Origin of the sequence: Paraburkholderia ultramafica (assembly GCF_902859915.1) — a bacterium.
GTDB lineage: Bacteria > Pseudomonadota > Gammaproteobacteria > Burkholderiales > Burkholderiaceae > Paraburkholderia > Paraburkholderia ultramafica.
On sequence record NZ_CADIKK010000003.1, the window covers coordinates 305,362 to 324,385 of the forward strand.

Consider the following 19,024-nt stretch of genomic DNA (forward strand, 5'->3'; position numbering starts at 1 on the left):
CACGTCCGTTAAGCGGGGCACGCACTAACGCGCCGCAACTGCACGGCAACTGCACGGCAACGCGCAACGCCGCGCGTCATCCTCCACAGCCGGCTCAGCACGTTTGCCACGCTCGCACGCAGCGCCCCACCGCGCGCAATTCGCCGCGCCGGGTCAATAGAGCAAACTGCCAACGGCAAACCCGCCGCGTACAGTGGACAATGGGTCATCCCGGCTTGCGGCACGGAGTGTTCATGAAAGCGCTGCGTCAGCGTCCCCCGCACTTTCCCGGCGACCATACGCATGCCGAATGGCGCGATCACACACTGCCGTACGTCATCGTGGCGGCGCTCATCGTGCTGGTGATCACACTGATGGTCTGGGTGGCCGATCCGGCGCCGCCGAAAACCATCACGATCAGCGCGGGCCCACGCGACAGCTCATTTCTCATCACCGCGAATCAGTACAGGAAAATCCTCGCGCGCAATGGCATCCGGCTGAACGTGCTGGAGTCCGACGGTTCGGTGCAGAACCTGCATCGTCTGCTGGACCCGAAACAGCATGTCGATATTGCGCTGGTGCAAGGCGGCGTCGCCGATGGGCTCGACATCTCGTCGCTGATGTCGCTCGGCAGCGTGGCCTATATCCCGGTGGTGGTGTTCTATCGCGGCACCGGCGTGACCCAGCTTTCACAACTGGAAGGTAAAAGGATCGCGATAGGCCGCGAAGGCAGCGGCACGCGTATGCTGGCGCTCAAGCTGCTGGAGGTGAACGGCATCGGGCCGGGCGGCGACACCGTGCTGGTGCCGAGCGACGGCTTGCAGGCCGCCACCCAACTGGTCGCGGGCGAGGTGGACGCAGCAATCCTGAACGGCGACTCGGCCACGCGCGATCTGATGCTGCGCCTGCTCAAGGTGCCCGGCATCTCGGTGATCAACTTCGAAGAAGCGAGCGCGTATACGCGGCTGTTCCCATACCTGGACCAGATTGACCTGCCGCCCGGCGTGCTGGATCTGAAGTACCGGATTCCGCCGGAAACGGTGCATCTGATCAGCCCAACGGTCGAACTCGTCGCGCGGACGAATCTGCATCCGGCCATCTCCGACCTGCTGATCGAAGCGGCGCAGGAAGTGCATGGCATGCCGGGCTTGTTGCAGCACGCGGGAGAGTTCCCGAATCCGACCGCCCGGGAATATCAGATCAGCGAGGACGCGCAGCGCTACTACAAGACGGGCAAAAGTTTTCTCTACCGCACGCTGCCGTTCTGGCTCGCGAGTATTGGCGACCGCACGCTGGTGCTGTTGCTGCCGGTGGCGGTGCTGCTGTTCCCGGCCATGCGCCTGATCCCCGCGCTGTACCGGTGGCGTGTGCGCTCGCGCATCTACCGCTATTACGGTTCGCTGATTGCGATCGAGCGCGACGCGCTCGCCCATTCCACCGACGAGGAGCGTAAGCTGCTCGTGGCGAAACTGGATCAGATCGAGGCGTCGTTGAACCGGCTGCGCATGCCGCTGGCCTATGCCGACGCGTTCTACGTGCTGCGCGAGCACGTCGGCTTCGTGCGCAGCCGGCTGGCGGCTGCGGAGCGGCAAGGCAGCACCCCGTAGACGGGGTGGCGAGGGTTTTATGCTTCGGGGGCGGCGGCGGGGGTGACGGGCGAGCTTGCGGGTTCTGCAACCACCGCTTCGCTATTCGCGAACGGTCCCGTAGCGCTGGCCTGCGGTTTGCTGCCGGACTCGTCCGGCGCACTCGCGGCCACGTCGGCCGACGCGCTCGCCGCTTCAGCCGCCGGCGCATCCGCTGCTGCGGCGGCGGTCGCCTTCGGTGCGCCCTTGCCCGCGCGATGCGCCTGCAGGCGCTGCGCGCCCGCCGCTTCCTGCGCGGTGACCAAGCCTGCCTCGGCGCCCGTCAGATCGACGCGTGCCGCGCCTTCGACGAGACACTTCCAGTAGCGGCTGCCACGGCACCACGTTTTGATCGCGTCGCGCAGCTCGGCTTCGCTCAGCGACAGCTCCTTCGCGTGCACGACCAGGTCTTCGAAGATGCCGACCTTCAGCGGCAGCTTGGGCGCCGGATTCTTCGGGAAGGCAATCGGGAAGCGCTTTTGCAGACGCCCGATCGACTTCACCACCGGGTCCACCGGCTTGGCATCCACCGCCGGCTTCGCTTGCGCGGCCGCCGCGGGCGCGGCGCGGTTCGGCTGCGCGGGCTTGCGGGCAGGCCTCGCGTCCGGCCTGGAAGCTGCCTTGGAATCCGCCTTGGAAGCAGGCTTGGAATCCGCCTTGGAAGCCGGTTTGCCACCGGACTTGGCGGCAGGCGCAGCCCCGGCGCGTGCAGCGGCCAGTTGCTTCTTCAGTTCAGCGAGTTGTTCGAAACCCATAGCGCACAATCGATCGAGAAAGAACAGATTGTAGCAGCGTGTGGAAATGCGCTTGTGACAACCCGGCAACGCCGGATTCGCGTGCCGCCGCGACGGCGCCCCCAGATACGCCGACAGGCGATGTTCCCGGCCTGCACGCCCCGCCGGAACATCGTCAAATTCTGAGCGCGACGGGCGCCTCGGCATCATGCGCCTTCAGTCCGAACACCGCGACGCACAAGCCGGGCCGGCCCTCGTTATTGCGCAACGACAGTCCAAGCTGATGCCGCTCGGCGATCCGCGACACGATCGCGAGGCCGAGGCCGCTGCCCTCGCCCTGCGCTTGCTCGCCGCGATAGAAGCGGTCGAACACGCGTTCGAGTTCGGCCTCCGGGATGCCCGAGCCGCTATCGACGACATCGAACCCGACCCGCGCGCCCGCGCGCTTGAGGATCACATCGACACGGCCGCCGCGTGGCGTATGCCGGATCGCATTATTGATCAGGTTGCCTAACAGAACGCTCATCCCGTGCGGCTCGGCCAGCACCGTGTAAGCGTCGTTGGGCGTGCGCGCGCCTTCGCATTCGAGGCCGAGATCGATCTCTCTCGTCTCCGCCAGCAGCGACAGATCACCCACCGCCTGCTCGCCGATCCGGCGCAAGCTGACCGGCACCGTCGACGTCACCGGATGCGCGTCTTCGCGCGCCAGCGTCAACAATTGCTGCACCAGGTGAATGATCCGGTTGACGCGTCCCTCGACGCGTTCGAGCGTCTGCCCCTCGCCCTTCAACGAGCCGTCGCGTGAAGCCGCCTGCAATTGCAGCTTGAGCGCGGCGAGCGGCGAGCGCAGCTCGTGCGCGGCATCGGCGATGAAGGTGCGCTGCGCTTGCGACGCGGTGTGCAGCCGTTGCAGCAGATCGTTGAGCGCTTCCACCAGCGGCTTGATTTCGACCGGCACGGTGCCGTCCAGACGCAGCGGCTCGAGCGAATCGATCGAACGGGTCGACAGCGCGCGTGACAGGCCGCCGATCGGCGCGAGCCCGCGCGCCACCACCAGCAGCACCAGCACGATCGTCACCGGGACCAGCACGGCAAGCGGCCACAGCGTGTGCAGCGCCAGTTGCAATGCGAGGTCCTCGCGCACCGAGATCGGCTGCGCCACCTGCACATAACGGTCCTTCTGATCCACGCCGAACGTGCCCCAGTGGTAGTCGCCGCGCTCGACCGTGCTGAAGCCAGCCGGCAAGCGCGCGAACACCGGCGCCTGCATCGAGTGATAGATCAGCTCGCCGCCACGGTCCCAGATTTCGATGACGACCCGGTCGTCGGCCAAGCCGCCCAGGTCGGGGTTGCGATGCTCGCCGTCGCCCGCGCCGGCCAGGTTCGACGGCAACGACAACGCTATCGTGCGCAGCTCGTAGTCGAACAGCTCGCTGGCTTCGTCGCGCGCCGTGTGAAAGATCGCGAAGCCGGCCACGGCCGAGGCCGCGGCCATGCCAAAGATCAGCCAGCCCAGCAGCCAGCGGCGAATCGACGTCATCAACACCTCTTCAGACGGTAGCCCACGCCGCGCACGGTCACGACCTGCTCCGCGCCGATCTTGCGCCGCAAGCTGTGCACGTGGACCTCGATCGTGTTGCTGCCTACTTCCTCGCCCCAGCCATACAGCTTTTCCTCCAGCTCGGCCTTGGTGAACACGCGCGTGGGTTCTTCGATCAGCGCCTGCAGCAGTGCGAATTCGCGCGGCACGAGCGGCAATGGCGCGCCGTCCCTGGTGACTTCGTGCGCCGCGGGGTCGAGCGTGAGTTCGCCGTGCGCATACACGGGCTGCTTCTGGCCGGTGCGCCGGCGCAACAGCGCACGCGCGCGCGCGGCCAGTTCGTCGAGATCGAACGGCTTGATCAGGTAGTCGTCGGCGCCGGCGTCGAGGCCGCGGATGCGTTCGTCGACGGCGTCGCGCGCGGTCAGGATGATGACCGGCGCAGCGCCGCCGCTCTTGCGATAGGCATTGAGCACGTCGATGCCGTCTTTCTTCGGCAAGCCGAGATCGAGCAGCACGAGGTCGTATACGCCGTTGCCCAGCGACAACTCCGCCGCGCGGCCGTCTTCGGCCCAATCGATCGCATAGCCGGCGCGGCGCATCGCGCCCAGCACCGTTTCCGCAATCATCTCGTCGTCTTCGACCAATAGCAGCCGCATGTGCTCTCCTCCGTCCAGTTTTGCCCGCATTGTCCGGGCCGCCAGCTTAACGCTGCCTTATGGCTGCCTGATGGTTAGCTGATGGCTACCCGAGCGGGTTACTGAAGGGACGCTTAGGCGACGCTGAACGCTGAAATTCATGTTAAGCGTTACTTAAGCACCTCATCCGCAAAATCGCCCCAGTTTCGAGGCGTCCGCTCGCGGTTGCGTCATCTCTTCATTCAGGAGCCGGATTTTGCCCGTTTTCGATGCCGCTATGGCGGCTGTCCGCCTGTCGCCACAGTTGCGCGCGCTCGTGCCCCTCGGCGCGCTGCTGCTGGGCGGCTGCACGTGGTACCACCGCGAGCCGCTCGCGCCGCAGAACACGGCCACCTCCGCCCATTCGCTCGAACGCATCCAGATCGACGCGTCGCGCATGCCGCTGCCCGAGCTGGCCGCGCATCGCTTCGATCCATCCGACGGACTCGACATCGACGAAGTCGCGATGCTCGCAGTGGCCAACAATCCCGAGCTCAAGCTGGCCCGCGACGATCTCGGCATCGCCCGCGCGCAAGCTTACTCGGCGGGCCTGCTGCCCGATCCGCAACTGAGCGTGTCGAGCGATTATCCGGGCGCTGCCGGCGCCACGCGCGCGTTCAATTATGGCCTGAGCGTCGACGTGATGGCGATCGTGCTGCGCAGCGCGAACCGGCAATCCGCCGACGCGACCGTCGCGAAGACCGATCTCGGCCTGCTATGGCAGGAATGGCAGATCGTCGCGCAAGCGCGGCAGTTGTTCATCAAGACGCGCTTCCAGCAGGACACGCTGCCGCTGCTGCAACAACAGCGCGAGCTCGCGCGCACGCGCTACGAACGGATGGCCGAAGCGCGCCGCGACGGCAACCTCACCGACGACACGCTGAGCGCCGCGCTCACCGCATATAGCGACGCGCGCAAGCAATACGCCGACGCCGAACGCGCCGCGCAGCAGACGCATCACGATCTGAACGCATTGCTCGGCCTCGCACCCGAAGTTCAACTGCAACTGACCGGTAGCGAAGACATCGCCCCGCTGACCGATCCCACGCTCGACGCGGCGCTCGCCTCACTTGCGCAACGCCGTCCCGATCTCATCGCGCTGCAAGCAGGCTACGAAGCGCAGGAACAGAAATATCGCGCGGCGATTCTGAGCCAGTTTCCGAGCCTGTCGGTGGGCTTCGTGCGGGCGCGCGACACGTCGAACATCTACACCAGCGGTTTCCAGATCAACCTGAGCCTGCCGATCTTCAACCGCAACCAGGGCAACGTCGCGATCGAAAAAGCCACGCGCCAGCGGCTGCGCGACGAATATCAAACGCGCCTGAACCAGGCCTACGCGGACGTCGCGCAGATGCGCGCGGACCAGACCATCCTCACGCGGCAATTGCAGCAGACCGAGGCCGCGTTGCCCGATGTCGACATCGCCGCGCAGCATGCGGCGGCCGCCTACGCCGAACACAACCTCGCGCTCGGCGCATACACCGACGCGCAAAGCGCCGCGCTCAGCAAACGTGTCGACGTCGCGACGTTGCGCGAGTCGCTCGCCGAACAACGCGTCGGCTTGCAGGCGCTGCTGGGCAGCGCGATTCCCGACGCCTTCTCCTGCGCTCAGAACTTCATCGATACTCATGCGAAATAGCCCACTCCCAACGCCACGGCCACGCGTCGTTGCTGTTGCGCTCGCGCTCGCCTGCGCCGCACTGCTGGGCGCGGCCGTTCATGCTGCTAGCGCGGCCAGTGCCGCCGATAGCCCCGCCGCAGCCGACACCGCCAACCAACCCGCCGTCTCCGTGCAAACCGTTCGCGTGCAGCGCGCCGAGATCGCGCAGCCGGTGCGCGGCTTCGGCATCGTCGCGGCATCCGCAGCCAGTCTCACGACGATCAATCTGCCGTACCTCGCGCGCATCGTGCAGATGCGCGTGCAGTCCGGCCAGACCGTCACGCGCGGCACGCCGCTGTTCGTCGTGCAGGCCGATCCGGCCGCCGTGCTCGCCGCGACCCAGGCGAAGAGCGCGGTGACGCTCGCGCAAGGCGAGCTCGCGCGCACCCAGTCGCTGTACGACAAGGGACTCGCCACGCAGTCGCAACTCGCGAGCGCCCGCAAGGCCGCCGACGACGCGCAGCAGGCGCTCGCCGCGCAGAATCAGACCGGCGTCGCGAGCGGCAACAAGGTCGTGACCGCGCCGCTCGACGGCGTGGTGCTGCTACTGTCGGCAGCTCAGGGCGACCAGGTGCAGGCCGGCGCCGCGATCCTGCAACTGGCCGCCGGCAATGGCCGCGATGCGCGCGCGAACCTGATGCTCGGCGTCGAGCCGTCGGACGCCGGCGCGATTCACGCGGGCGACGCGCTCACAGTGCGCGGCCTGTCCACCGCGCTCGCGAACACGCTGGTCAATGGCCGCGTGGCGCTGGTCGGCGCCGCCGTCAATCCGCAGAGCCAGTTAGTGGACGTCGGCGCGAACGTGCCGCTCGGCCAGAGCCCGTTCATTCCAGGCACGCGCGTGCGCGCCGAGATCGCGACCCGCCCCGGCACGCACTGGATCGTGCCGCGCGCGGCCGTGCTGAAGGACGACCAAGGCGCGTACGTATTCCAGATCACGCCGCAGACCAAGGCGCGCCGCGTCGCGGTGACCATCCAGGTCGAGAACGGCGGCCAATACGGCGTGGACGGTCGGCTCGACGCTGCCCAAGGGCTCGTGATCAGCGGCAACTATGAGTTGAAGGACGGCATGGCGGTGCGACTCAGCGGAGGCGCGCCGCGATGAATTTCGGTCAATGGATGCAGGCGCACCGGCGCTCGCTGCTGTTCGTGATCGCGTTGCTGGCGATCGCGGGCGCACTGACCGCGTTCCGTCTGCCGATCTCGCTGTTCCCGAACGTCGCGTTTCCGCGCGCGGTGGTCTCGCTCGACGCGGGCGACCGCCCCGCCGAACAGATGGCCACGCTCGTCACGATGCCGGTCGAGGAAGCGCTGCGCCGCGTGCCGAACGTGCGCGACGTCCAGTCGAGGACCAGCCGCGGCGCGGCGGAAATCTCGCTGAACTTCGACTGGGGCACCGACATGGCGCAAGCCACGTTGCAGGCGCAGTCGGCCATCAGCGAGATTCTCGCGACGCTGCCGCAAGGCACCTCGATGCAGGTGCGGCGCATGGACCCGACCGTGTTTCCGGTGCTCGCCTATAGCCTCACGTCGAGGCAGCAGTCGCTGTCCGCGCTGCGCGATCTCGCGCAGTTCCAGATGCGGCCGTTGCTGTCGTCGGTGGAAGGCGTCGCGCGGGTCGACGTGACCGGCGGCGCACAGGACGAGTTCGAAGTCGCGATCGATCCGGCGCGCCTCGCCGCGTACAAGCTGTCGCTCGCCGACGTCTCGAAGGCGATCGGCGCGAGCAACGTGCTGATGGCCAACGGCCGCATCGAGGATCACGACAAGCTGTACCTCGTGATCACCAACACCACCATCACGCAACTCGACGAACTGCGCGACGTGGTGGTGTCCGCCAACGGCGCGACGCAGATTCGTCTGGGCGACGTCGCGACGGTCCGCCAGGGGGTGGTGCCGCAATGGATGCGCGTTACCGCCGACGGCCAGGACGCGGTGCTGCTCAACGTCTTTCAGCAGCCCGGCGCGAACAGCGTGGCGATGGCCAAGGCGATTCGCGCGAGGCTGGCCAACTTCCAGCAGCAGATGCCGCCGGGCGTGCATCTGTCGAACTGGTACGACCAGAGCGAACTGGTGATCGCGTCGGCCACCAGCGTGCGCGACGCGATCATGATCGGCGTGGTGCTGGCGGCGCTGACGCTGTTCGCGTTCCTGCGCAACTGGAAGATCACCGCGATCGCCGTCGCACTGGTGCCGGTGGTGATGGCCGCGACGATCCTGCTGCTCGACGTGTTCGGCATGGGCTTCAACATCATGACGCTCGGCGGCATGGCCGCCGCGGTCGGCCTCGTGATCGACGACGCGATCGTGATGATCGAGCACATCGTGCGGCGCATGCGCGAAGCCGGCGCGCGCGCGTTTCACGGCCGCGTGATGGCGGCGGCGCTCGAATTCACGCGGCCGCTGGCCGGTTCGTCGGCGGCGACGCTGATCATCTTCGTGCCGCTCGCGTTTCTGTCGGGCGTGACCGGCGCGTTCTTCAAGGCGCTCTCGGTGACGATGGCCAGCGCGCTGTTCATTTCGTTTCTCGTCACGTGGCTCGCGGTGCCGATTCTGTGCGACCGCTGGCTGAAACCGAAAGACGCCGAGGAGCATCAGGAAACCCGCTTCGCCGCGTGGATGAACCGGCGTTACGCGACGCTGGTCGAGCGTGTCACCACGCGGCCGGTGCTGGTGCTGCTCGGCCTCGTGCCGCTGATCGTGGTGGCCGCGTTCGCGTTCACGCGGGTCGGCAGCGGCTTCATGCCGAGCATGGACGAAGGCGGCTTCGTGCTCGACTATCACACCGAGCCTGGCACCTCGGTGACCGAGACCGACCGGCTGATGAAGCAGATCGAGAGCATCATCCGCGCGAATCCGAATGTGTCGACCTATTCGCGCCGCACCGGCGCGGGCCTCGGCGGCGATCTGAACGAGCCCAACAAGGGCGACTTCTTCGTGCGGCTGAAGTCCGGCCAGCGCGAGCCGATCGACACCGTGATGGAAGAAATCCGCTCGCAGGTCGAAGCGCAGGTGCCCGGCGTGAGTATCGAACTCGCGCAGTTGATGGAGGATCTGATCGGCGACCTGACCGCGGTGCCGCAACCGGTCCAGATCAAGATCTTTTCCGACGACGCCAACACGCTCGACACCACCGCGCGCAAGGTCGCCGCGCGGATCGGCAAGATTCAGGGCGTGGTGGACGTGAACGACGGCATCAACCCGGCCGGCGACGCGCTCGAATTGCACATCCTGCCGGCCGCGGCTGCCGCTGAAGGCATGGACCCGCGAGCGATCGCGCAGGCCGTGTCCGACATGGTCGAAGGCAATGTGGCGACGCAGTTCCAGAGCGGGCCGAAAACGGTCGGCGTGCGCGTGCGGGCGGCCGGCGCGATGAAGCTGACCGATACGCAACTGGGCCAGTTACAGATGCGCGCGCCGGACGGGCATCTGTTCGCGCTGAATCGCGTCGCCGATCAGGTGACGGTGACAGGCCAGCCGGAAATCAGCCGCGACAACCTGAAGCGGATGGTCGCGGTGACCGCGCGTATCGACGGCCGCGATCTGGGCTCGACCATCGCCGACGTGCAGAAGGCGCTCGGCGACGGCAGCTTGCTGCCGACGGGCGTCTACTACGAGCTGGGCGGCTTGTACCAGCAACAGCAGATCGCGTTCAAGGGCTTGCTGACCGTGTTCGGCGCGGCGATTGCGCTGGTGTTCGGCTTGCTGCTGTTTCTGTACGAGCGCTTTCGCGTCGCGCTGGCGGTGATGGCGATGCCGTTGCTGGCGGCGGGCGCGGTATTCATCGGTCTGTGGATCACCGGCATCGAGTTGAACATCTCCGCGATGATGGGGATGACGATGATCATCGGTATCGTCACCGAAGTGGCGATCTTCTATGTGTCGGAGTTGCAGGGGCTGGCGCGCGATGAAGAGATGCCGTTCGACGAGGCGTTGCTGAGCGCCGGCCGCAATCGCCTGCGTCCGATCGCGATGACGACGATCGCCGCGATCCTCGCGCTGCTGCCGTTGGCGTTCGCGCTGGGGCAAGGCTCGGCGATGCAGCAGCCGCTCGCGATTGCGATCATTTCAGGGTTGATCGTTCAGTTGCCGCTGGTGCTGTTGTTGTTGCCGGTGCTGCTGAAGTTGCTGATGAAGAAGCAGGCTATCTAGCGCAGACCAAACCCGCTACGTCAGCACATCGGCAAATCCGCCGACCCTCGCGCCCAACGCGCGAATCGCGGCGGCCACCTTCGGCGACAGCAGCGCCCGCAACTCATCGGCATGCCGATAATCGCGCATGCCGTGACTCAACGCGGACTCGCCGGCCAGCGCCGGATGGCAATAGATCTCGGCCACGCCGTGTGGCAGGTCGGCAAGCGCCGCGAGCCACGCCGCCTCGTCCATGCGTCCGCTGCCGGCGATCCCGACCACGTAATCGTTGTGCGCGATGCCCGCGCGGTCGAGCCGCGCCCTCACCTGCGCGATCCACGGCTTCAACCACCACGGTGCGTTCGGCTCGAACGGCAGACGCATCGCTTTCATGCCGTATTCGCGGCCGATCGCCAGGATCAATCCGAGCACGGTCGGATGCAGATGAAAATGCTTGTGTGTGTTGACGTGGTCGAGCGTCAGCCCGGTTTGCGCAAAGGCGTCGAACTGTGCGCGAATCTCCCGCGCGAGCTGTTTGCGCACATGCGGCAGAAAGAAAAACCGTACGCCGTCGCGCACCATGTTGTCGCCGAAACGGCCATGCTCGTCGAGCAATGCGCGAATCGCCGCGCGCGGCATGAGCGCCGCGCCGTCGGCCAGCACCAGATGCAGACCGACCCGCAATTGCGGAAGCTCGCGAGCACGCGCCACCGCGTCGCTGGCGGCCGGCGCGCCGATCATCAGGCTCGCCGCGCTCAGCACGCCATCGCGATGCGCCCACTCGACCGCCTGGTTCACGCGCTGATGCAGGCCGAAATCGTCGGCGGTGACAATCAGCCCGCGTGGCTTAGCCGCCATCCGACGTCTCCATCGCATCCATCACGTTCAGGCGAGAACTGCGCGCCCCCGCCGACGTCTCGACCGGCACACGCACGCCGCGCCACATCACATGCGAGCCGAACGCGCCGGCTAGCCATTGCAGCGCCAGCAGCATATCGCGTAACGGCACGAGCGGCAGGTCGCGCCAGAACGTGCGCTGATGACGCGCGGCGCGCCAATGCAGCAACAGGCGCGCGCCCAGGATGGCCGCCGTGCCGGCCGCGCTCGCGAGCGAGGCGACAGCATGCGAGTGATCGCCTGAACCCGTCGCGAACGAGCTGGTCAGCCACGCGCCGGTCAGCAGCCACGGCGTCGCGAACGTGATGACGAGCGACGCGAAGCCCAACGGGTTCACCGAGCGGATCGTGCGCAGCCAGCGCGTTTCACGCAGCCACAGCGCGGCGAAAGTCGGCTCGATCACATCGGTGGCCACCATCACGCGCGAGAGCACCGTTTGCAGTCCCAACGCGCGCACGTGTTCGGCTAGCCAGTAATCGTCCGCGAGACAGTTTTTCAGCGCGGCGAAACCGCCGATGCGCTCGAGCGTCGCGCGGTGCAACGCGAGCGTTGCACCGAAGCCGAAGCGGCGCGAGCCCGCCGCGTGAGCGACCCGCACCGACGGCGCGAACCACTCGTTGATGAACAGCGCGCCCACACGCGGCCAGAACCCGCCGACGCCCCGCGCGGTGTACAGACAGGTGACGACGCCCACGCGCGGATCCGAGAGCGGCGCGGCGACGCTGTCGAGATAATCGGCTTCGACGGCGATGTCGCTATCGGCGATCACGATCACGTCGTGACGGGCCCGCTCCGCCATGTTGATCAGATTGCTGACCTTCAGGTTGCTGCCGTGCACGCGCGTATCGATCGCGAGCTCGATGTCGCGCGCCGGATACGCGGCCTGCAGACGGCGCACCACCGCAATCGCGGGATCGTCCGGCGACGACACGCCGAGCACCAGTTGAAAATGTCCATGGCGCTGATCGCAGAAGGTCCGCAGATTTTCGTAGAGACGCGGCTCCGCGCCGCACAGCGGTTTGAGCACGCTGACGCCGACCTGCACAAACGGATGCGGCGGCTGCGCCACGCACGCGGCGGCATCAGGGGATTGAGAGGAATGGCCTGGATGAGCCGCCGCCTTGCGACGCGCGCTGAAGAACGGCATCGCCACCGCCGCCAGCGTCGCGTAGAGCGAGGCGCCGGTGCAGCCGGCCAGCAGGATCCATAGGCATGCTGTCAACGCGTGCGCCGCCATCGCCCGTATCCGTCAGTGCCCGGCCAGCACGAACGGTTTGCCCGCCAGGCGCAGATGAAGGATGACAAGCCAGCGCCGCGGACAATCCGGCGTCACCGCAAACTCGACCGGCAACGCGGACCGGTTGACAGGCAGCGCGTGGTGCCGGTCGATGGCAAGCGCGAAAGCCGCCTGCGCGAACTCGCGCGCGACGATCACGCCGCCGACGATCAGCGCGATCGCGAGCAGACGGAACGATGCGGACTCGAAGAATTGCTGCGACACTGGCAACACCGGCAGCGCGACGCAGACCACCGCCTCGGTGCCCACGGCCGTGAGCGAGGCGACCAGCAGATGGGCTCGCAACATGTCGATGGTGACTGGCTTCATAACGTGGTCTCGTGACCTGACGGGATGCAGTGCGCGCTTCATTGGCGTGATCCATCGACGCAATCCGCCGGCATAAAAACGCCGGCAGCGCATTCCGTCGATGTGCTTACGATCAGGCTGCGATGCCCTGACAAAACGCATGTGCCGCATGCTCATCATGGCCGCGCGACCGGGGTCTGTTGAGGGGCGATAGTATCGATTCAAGCTGAAGGAATCCTTAAGCATCGGCACGGTATAAAGCCCTTAATGAACAGCATGGTTAAACTTCGGATGCCCGAAGCGGCGCTTGCATAATAACGCTTGCCATTATGCAATGAACACCCCAATGGAACCCCTACATTAATGCGCATACTACTCGTAGACGACGACGACCTGATCGGCTGCGGTGTCGAAGCGGGCTTGCGTCAAGCCGGTTTCACGGTCGACTGGGCACGCGACGGCCACAAGGCCAGCCTCGCGCTCGACACCACTGAGTACGCGCTGGTGATACTCGATCTCGGTTTGCCGCGCGTATCCGGCATGGAACTGCTCAGGCGGCTGCGCGACGCCGGCAAGGACGTGCCGGTGCTGGTGCTGACCGCGAAAGGCACGGTGGTCGACCGGGTCGGCGGTCTCGAAGCGGGCGCCGACGACTACCTCGGCAAGCCCTTCGACCTGACCGAACTGATCGCGCGTTGCCGCGCTTTGCTGCGCCGCGCGCAAGGCCGCAGCGTCGAGTTGATCCGCTATCAGGGCCTGACGGTCAATCCGGCCGCGCAGACGGTCGAAGTGGGCACGACGCGCGTGCCGCTCACGTCGCGCGAATGGGCGATCCTGTTGCAGTTGCTGATCAATCAGGGAATTCCGCAGTCGCGCTCGCGGCTCGAAGAAAGCCTGTATGGCTGGCAGGAAGAAATCGAAAGCAACGCGATCGAGGTGCACGTGTCCAACCTGCGCAAGAAACTCGGCGCGGGGCTGATCAAGACCGTGCGCAATATCGGCTACGTGGTGGAGAAAGAATGATGGGCGCGTCGATTCGCCGGCGCCTCGTGCTGCTGGTGCTCGCCAGCATCGTGCTGATGTGGGGCATCGCGCTGGTGTCGAGCTATCGTCAGGCCACGCGCGAAGTCGGCGAATGGGAAGAGGCGCGCCTCGCGGAACTCGCGCAGATTCTCGCGCTGCTCGATCAGCCCAATCTGACCACGCTCGCCAACGCGCGCATCGACGTGCGCGAAGAAGAAAAAGGCGGCGACCCCGGCGCCAACGATCTCGATGACGATGACTCGCTGCCGCGGGACGCCCTCTTCCAGGTGCGTAACGCAAACGGCGAAGTGCTCGCGGGCAGCCCGCAACTGCGCACGCTCGACGCGTGGGACCTGCCGGTGCCGGCCGTCAGCGGCGCGCAGGACATCACGCTGGGCGGCCAGAGGTATCACTCGTTCACGCTGCGCGACACCGCGCTCGGCCACACGGTGCGCGTGTTCGAACCGGCCAATACGCGCAGCGACCTGGTGAGCGGCGTCGCCAGCCGGATCGCGCGCCCCACCCTGATCGCGTTGCCGGTGCTGGCGCTGCTGGTGTGGTTCAGCATCGGCTGGAGTCTGGCGCCGCTGCAGGTGCTGTCGGGCGCGATCCGCTCGCGCGACATCAACCGGATGGAGCCGGTCGACATCGGCCGCGCGCCGCTCGAAGTGCGGCCGCTCGTCGATGCGATCAATCTGATGCTGTCGCGTTTGCTGAATTCGCTGGAGCGTGAACGCGCGTTTACCGCCGACGCCGCCCATGAGCTGAAGACGCCGCTCGCCGCGATCAAGGTGCAGGCGCAAGTCGCGCTGGCCGAACCGGACATGGCGTTGCAGCGGCTCGCGATGGAACGCGTCGTCCAAGGCGTGGATCGCAGTGCGCGGCTCGCGGAGCAGTTACTGCTGCTCGCACGGCTGGACGTGCATGAGAAATTGTCGACGGCGCCGCTCAAGCCCGCGACCGTGGCGAAGAACACGCTGCTCGCGAACGAACGCAACGCGCAGCAGAAGAACATCAGCGTGATGCTGGTCGGCGACATGCGCGCCGAGATCAATGCGGAGCCGGTGCTGATCGGCATCCTGCTCGACAATCTGCTCGATAACGCGATCAAGTACGGGCGCACCGGAGGCAGCATCGAAGTCGCGGTCAAGCATGCCGACGACCGCGTGCAGGTGACCGTGCGCGACGACGGCCCCGGCGTCGCGGCGGACGATCTTGCGCGTCTGACGAACCGCTTTTTCCGCGCAACCGGCAATCAGGCCACCGGCAGCGGCTTGGGCCTGTCGATCGTCGCGCGCATCGCCGAGCATTTCGGCGCGCGGTTGCGTCTTGGCGCGGGGATCGGCGAACGGGGTCTTGCGGTCGAGGTATCGTTTCCCGCCTATGCGCAGGCACCAGCGCACTGACGCGCTGGCAAGCCGGCCTAGTGCCGGCTCGTCTCGCCCACGGCGGAGCGTGCTTCGGCACGTTCCACGCGCGCGCCCCGTGGCGCAGGCTCGGGCACGCGATTCGACGACTCGGCGAACTGCCATGCGATCAGCCCGGGCACGAACATCAGCAGGTCGCGAATCCGCCGCGCGGCGGCCAGCGCCAGACAGGTGGACGGATCGAGGCCGAGCGCGCCGCCGATCAGAATGAAGCCGCCTTCCTGCACGCCCAGCCCGCCGGGCACGAAGAAAGCCGCGCTGCTGATCGCCTGGATCAATGATTCGATCACGACCGCTTCGACCAGCGTGACCTGCACGCCGAGGAAATGCAGCGCGAGCCAGATTTCGAGCGACGTCAGGAAGCATTGCAGCGGCTGCCAGAAGAACAGATAGCGCAGCACCACGGCGCGCCGCCGCCAGATCAGCTTGATCGACTGATCGATCTGCGCCGACTGGCCGACCAGCGTCGCGAGCTTGCCGCTCGTCATGTGATTGAGTGCGCGCGTGACGCGCTCGAACGGATTCGCGTGCTGCACCAGCGCGAACAACAGCAGCAGCGGCGCCAGCACCACCACGCCCCACGCCAGTTGCCCGGCGAGCCGCAGCGTGTCGGAGTGCGCGTGGGCGAACAGGAAACCGATGCCGACCATCGTGAACAGCAGTTGGCTGATCACCGTGAGCTGCATGTCGACGATGATGCTGCCCATCGCTGTCGGCGGCCGCACGCCCCAACGTTTGAGCATGCGGAACGCCACCACTTCGCCGCCGATCCGCGCGACCGGCAGCATGCTATTGACCGATTCGCGCACCCAGACCACGTGCAGCATCTGCAGCAGGCTGGGGCGATTCGCGCCGCGAATCAGCGAGCGCCAGTCGCACGCGTTGGCGAGCATCGGCAGCACGTGCGCGAGCGCCGCCACCACCAGGCCCGCGCCGGCGGCCCGCAGCGCGCCGAGCACGGCGCCGGGATTGTCCCGCCAGACGAGCCACAGCGACAGCAGCAACCCAACCAGCGCGGCCACACGGCCGAAGTGCTTCATCACGCGGCCACCTCGCGCGTACGCTGCACCGCCGCGCTCAGAGCCGCGCTCACTACGTCCGTGTTGCCCTCACCCCGCTGTTCGAAAAAACCGTGCATTATTGCCAACCCAACTTGCCGTTCATCCATCATTCATCCTGTGCCGCCGACAACAGACCGTCGCCGTCCACCTTGAAGCTGAAGCCCCGCCAGGTCACCCGCGATGACCGGAAGCTCGCAACGAAAATCGCAAACGATACGATATCCCATAACGGCAGCAGCCACAGATCGCGGCACGGTTGCCGCAACGCGCGGTCGGACAGCAACTTCAGCGCGAGCCGCGCGAGCATCGCGGCCAGCGCGAGCGACCATGCCCAGATCGCGCCGGCCGAGAACGCGATGGCGAGCAGCGCGAACGCCAGCGGATGAACCAGCGCCGAACCGAGATGGCCGAGCGGATCGATCCGGCGAATCGTGCGGCTCCAGCGCAGCTCATGTACGACCAGTTGCGTCGCGCTCGACTCGACGCACGCATGCGAAATCGTGAACGGCGGAATCACCACCTTCTCGCCGTTCATGCGCACCGCCTCGCCGATCGCGTGATCCTCGGCCAGATGATGGACGAACGGCATGAAGCCGCCGATCTTTTCGAGCGTGGCGCGCCGCATCGCGATGGTCTGCCCGAAGCACGGCCGCGCCAGCCCGAGCGCGAGGCCGGTCACGACGCCGGGCAGGAACTGGTAGTTGGTGGCCTTGGCCGACAGGCGCGGCCAGAAACCCGGATCGGGTTGTCCGCGATACGCGCAGGTGACGAGCCCCACGCCGGGCTTCTGTAATTCGCCGATCACGTTGCTCAGGTAGCTGGGCCCGACGCTCACGTCGCTGTCGGCGAACACCAGCACGTCGTGCCGCGCATGCGGCAGCATATTGAGGATGTTGCTGATCTTGCGGTTCGGGCCGTACAGCCGCGCATCGGCCACCACGGTAATGTCCGCTTCCGGATGCAGCCGCCGCAGTTCGTCGACGGTTTGCAGCGCGGGGTCGGCCGAGTCGTGCACGCCGAATACGAATTGCACGGGCCCCGGATAGTCCTGCTTACAGAAACTCGCCAGATTGGCGAGCAGCGCCCACTCCTTGCCGTGCAGCGGTTTGACGATCGTCACCGGCGGAAAGCTGGTCGGCTCGGACACTGGCCGGGCGAAGAAGCGCCCGATCAGCACGCCGGCCAGCACCGTGTAGCCGATGCCGAACACCGCCGCCGCCGCGCACGCGCAGGCCAGCGTGACGGCGAGCAGGTGCGTGGCGCTCACGCCTGGTGGGCGCGCAGGAAGCGGAAGAACTCGACGCCTTCACGCAAGCGCCGTTTCATCATGTCCCAGCTCGTCAGCATCTCGCGCAGGATTTCCCAGATCTTCGACGGGCGGAAATAGAAGCGCTTGTAGAAGTTTTCGAGCTGGTGGTACATCTCGTCGCGCGACAGGTGCGGATAGCCGATCGCCGCCAGTTGCACCCCTTCCTTGCTGACGAGATTGATGACCTTGTTCTCCGCGAGCCAGCCGTTCTCGACCGCCTGGTTGTAAAGCGTGGTGCCGGGATACGGTGCGGCGAGCGACACCTGGATCGTCAGCGGATTGATCTCTTTCGCGTACTCGATGGTCTTCTGAATCGTTTCCGGCGTCTCGCCCGGCAAGCCCAGAATGAAGGTGCCGTGAACCTTGATGCCGAGCGTGCGGCAGTCTTTCGCGAAGCGCCGCGCGATGTCGGTGCGCAAGCCCTTCTTGACGTTCAGCAGGATCTGGTCGTCGCCGGACTCATAGCCGACGAGCAGCAGGCGCAAGCCGTTTTCCTTCATGATCTTCAGCGTCGCGAAAGGCACGTTCGCCTTCGCGTTGCACGACCACGTCACCCCCAGCTTGCCCATGCCTCGCGCAATTTCTTCCGCGCGCGGCTTGAAGTCGGTGAACGTGTCGTCGTCGAACATGATCTCCTTGACTTCCGGCATGTTGTCGCGAATCCATTTGACCTCTTCGAGCACGTTCTCGACCGAACGCACCCGATAGCGGTGACCGCCGACGGTTTGCGGCCACAGGCAGAACGTGCACTTCGAGCGACAGCCGCGGCCCGTGTAGAGCGAGACGTACGGATGCTTCAGGTAGCCGTTGAAGTAGTTTTCGATCGTCAGATCGCGCTTGTAGACCGGCGCGACGAACGGCAGCTCGTCCATGTTTTCGAGGATCGGGCGTGCCTCGTTGTGTTCGATCGAGCCGTCCGCCGCGCGATAGCTCAAGCCCTTGATCTGCGCGAACGGAACGCCTTCGGAGATTTCCTTGCAGGTGAAATCGAATTCTTCGCGGCAGACAAAATCGATCGCCTCGGTCGCGGCGAGCGAGTTGTGCGGATCGACCGCCACCTTGGCGCCGACCATGCCGAGCAGGATCGACGGCTTGCGTTGCTTCAACTCCTGCGCAAACAGCGCGTCGGTGGGAAAGGACGGTGTGCTGGTGTGAATGACGACGAGATCATATTGCTGCGCGAGCTCGAGCGTGTCGTTCACCGACGCGCCGTTGGCAGTTGCGTCGAACACGCGGCTGTCGGGGATGAGTGCGGCCGGCTGCGCGAGCCACGTCGGATACCAGAACGAGCGGACTTCACGCTTGGCCTGATAGCGCGAACCCGCGCCGCCATCGAAACCGTCGTATGACGGAGCCTGCAAGAACAGAGTTTTCAT

At 66.3% G+C, this 19,024-nt stretch carries 15 protein-coding genes; 6 read left to right on the forward strand and 9 right to left on the reverse strand.

Annotated features, from left to right (window positions below; genetic code table 11):
* Positions 1-233 precede the first annotated feature (233 nt).
* Positions 234-1,586: a TAXI family TRAP transporter solute-binding subunit gene (locus HV744_RS05140; protein WP_175148447.1), complete on the forward strand. Its 1,353-nt coding sequence runs from the start codon at positions 234-236 to the stop codon at positions 1,584-1,586.
* Between the two features lie 17 nt (positions 1,587-1,603).
* Here the strand turns inward: HV744_RS05140 and HV744_RS05145 are convergent, their stop codons facing one another.
* From HV744_RS05145 to HV744_RS05155, 3 genes are all read right to left on the reverse strand, one after another.
* Positions 1,604-2,359, reverse strand: coding sequence for a ProQ/FinO family protein (locus tag HV744_RS05145; protein ID WP_175148448.1), 756 nt, complete (start codon positions 2,357-2,359; stop codon positions 1,604-1,606).
* 154 nt (positions 2,360-2,513) lie between these two features.
* On the reverse strand, positions 2,514-3,878 hold the full coding sequence (locus tag HV744_RS05150; RefSeq protein WP_175148449.1) for an ATP-binding protein: 1,365 nt from the start codon (positions 3,876-3,878) through the stop codon (positions 2,514-2,516).
* Entirely contained in the window at positions 3,878-4,537 is a 660-nt protein-coding gene (locus tag HV744_RS05155) for a response regulator (protein ID WP_175148450.1), read from the reverse strand. Before HV744_RS05155 ends, HV744_RS05150 begins: the two co-directional genes overlap by 1 nt.
* A 256-nt stretch (positions 4,538-4,793) precedes the next feature.
* Between HV744_RS05155 and HV744_RS05160 the strand changes: the two genes are divergently transcribed.
* The 3 genes from HV744_RS05160 to HV744_RS05170 are packed head-to-tail and all read left to right on the forward strand — an operon-like array spanning position 4,794 to position 10,367.
* Positions 4,794-6,194, forward strand: a complete 1,401-nt coding sequence (locus HV744_RS05160) for a TolC family protein (RefSeq protein ID WP_175148451.1) — start codon at positions 4,794-4,796, stop codon at positions 6,192-6,194.
* Positions 6,184-7,320 (forward strand): efflux RND transporter periplasmic adaptor subunit, encoded by a 1,137-nt coding sequence (locus HV744_RS05165; RefSeq protein WP_175148452.1) that lies wholly within the window; start codon positions 6,184-6,186, stop codon positions 7,318-7,320. Before HV744_RS05160 ends, HV744_RS05165 begins: the two co-directional genes overlap by 11 nt.
* Positions 7,317-10,367 (forward strand): efflux RND transporter permease subunit, encoded by a 3,051-nt coding sequence (locus tag HV744_RS05170; RefSeq protein WP_175148453.1) that lies wholly within the window; start codon positions 7,317-7,319, stop codon positions 10,365-10,367. The genes HV744_RS05165 and HV744_RS05170 overlap by 4 nt, the downstream gene beginning before the upstream one ends.
* A 15-nt stretch (positions 10,368-10,382) precedes the next feature.
* Here the strand turns inward: HV744_RS05170 and hpnK are convergent, their stop codons facing one another.
* The 3 genes from hpnK to HV744_RS05185 are packed head-to-tail and all read right to left on the reverse strand — an operon-like array spanning position 10,383 to position 12,849.
* The gene (gene hpnK / locus HV744_RS05175) at positions 10,383-11,204 is read right to left on the reverse strand and encodes a hopanoid biosynthesis-associated protein HpnK (protein WP_175148454.1); all 822 of its coding nucleotides are present in this window, start codon (positions 11,202-11,204) and stop codon (positions 10,383-10,385) included.
* A complete protein-coding gene (hpnI, locus tag HV744_RS05180) occupies positions 11,194-12,480 on the reverse strand; it encodes a bacteriohopanetetrol glucosamine biosynthesis glycosyltransferase HpnI (RefSeq protein WP_175148455.1) in 1,287 nt (428 codons plus the stop codon). The genes hpnK and hpnI (HV744_RS05180) overlap by 11 nt, the downstream gene beginning before the upstream one ends.
* A 12-nt stretch (positions 12,481-12,492) precedes the next feature.
* Positions 12,493-12,849, reverse strand: coding sequence for a hypothetical protein (locus HV744_RS05185; RefSeq protein ID WP_175148456.1), 357 nt, complete (start codon positions 12,847-12,849; stop codon positions 12,493-12,495).
* A gap of 342 nt (positions 12,850-13,191) precedes the next feature.
* On the opposite strand from HV744_RS05185, the gene HV744_RS05190 reads away from it, so the two are divergent.
* A complete protein-coding gene (locus HV744_RS05190) occupies positions 13,192-13,851 on the forward strand; it encodes a response regulator (RefSeq protein WP_175148457.1) in 660 nt (219 codons plus the stop codon).
* The gene (locus HV744_RS05195; protein ID WP_175148458.1) at positions 13,848-15,257 is read left to right on the forward strand and encodes an ATP-binding protein; all 1,410 of its coding nucleotides are present in this window, start codon (positions 13,848-13,850) and stop codon (positions 15,255-15,257) included. Before HV744_RS05190 ends, HV744_RS05195 begins: the two co-directional genes overlap by 4 nt.
* 17 nt (positions 15,258-15,274) lie before the next feature.
* Here the strand turns inward: HV744_RS05195 and HV744_RS05200 are convergent, their stop codons facing one another.
* The 3 genes from HV744_RS05200 to hpnJ all read right to left on the reverse strand — a co-directional run bounded on the left by HV744_RS05200 (position 15,275) and on the right by hpnJ (position 19,024).
* Positions 15,275-16,318, reverse strand: coding sequence for a flippase-like domain-containing protein (locus HV744_RS05200; protein WP_246278948.1), 1,044 nt, complete (start codon positions 16,316-16,318; stop codon positions 15,275-15,277).
* Positions 16,319-16,445: 127 nt separating this feature from the next.
* Entirely contained in the window at positions 16,446-17,606 is a 1,161-nt protein-coding gene (hpnI, locus tag HV744_RS05205) for a bacteriohopanetetrol glucosamine biosynthesis glycosyltransferase HpnI (protein WP_175148460.1), read from the reverse strand.
* Complete coding sequence (gene hpnJ / locus HV744_RS05210) at positions 17,603-19,024, reverse strand: hopanoid biosynthesis associated radical SAM protein HpnJ (protein ID WP_175148461.1); 1,422 nt, start codon at positions 19,022-19,024, stop codon at positions 17,603-17,605. Before hpnJ ends, hpnI (HV744_RS05205) begins: the two co-directional genes overlap by 4 nt.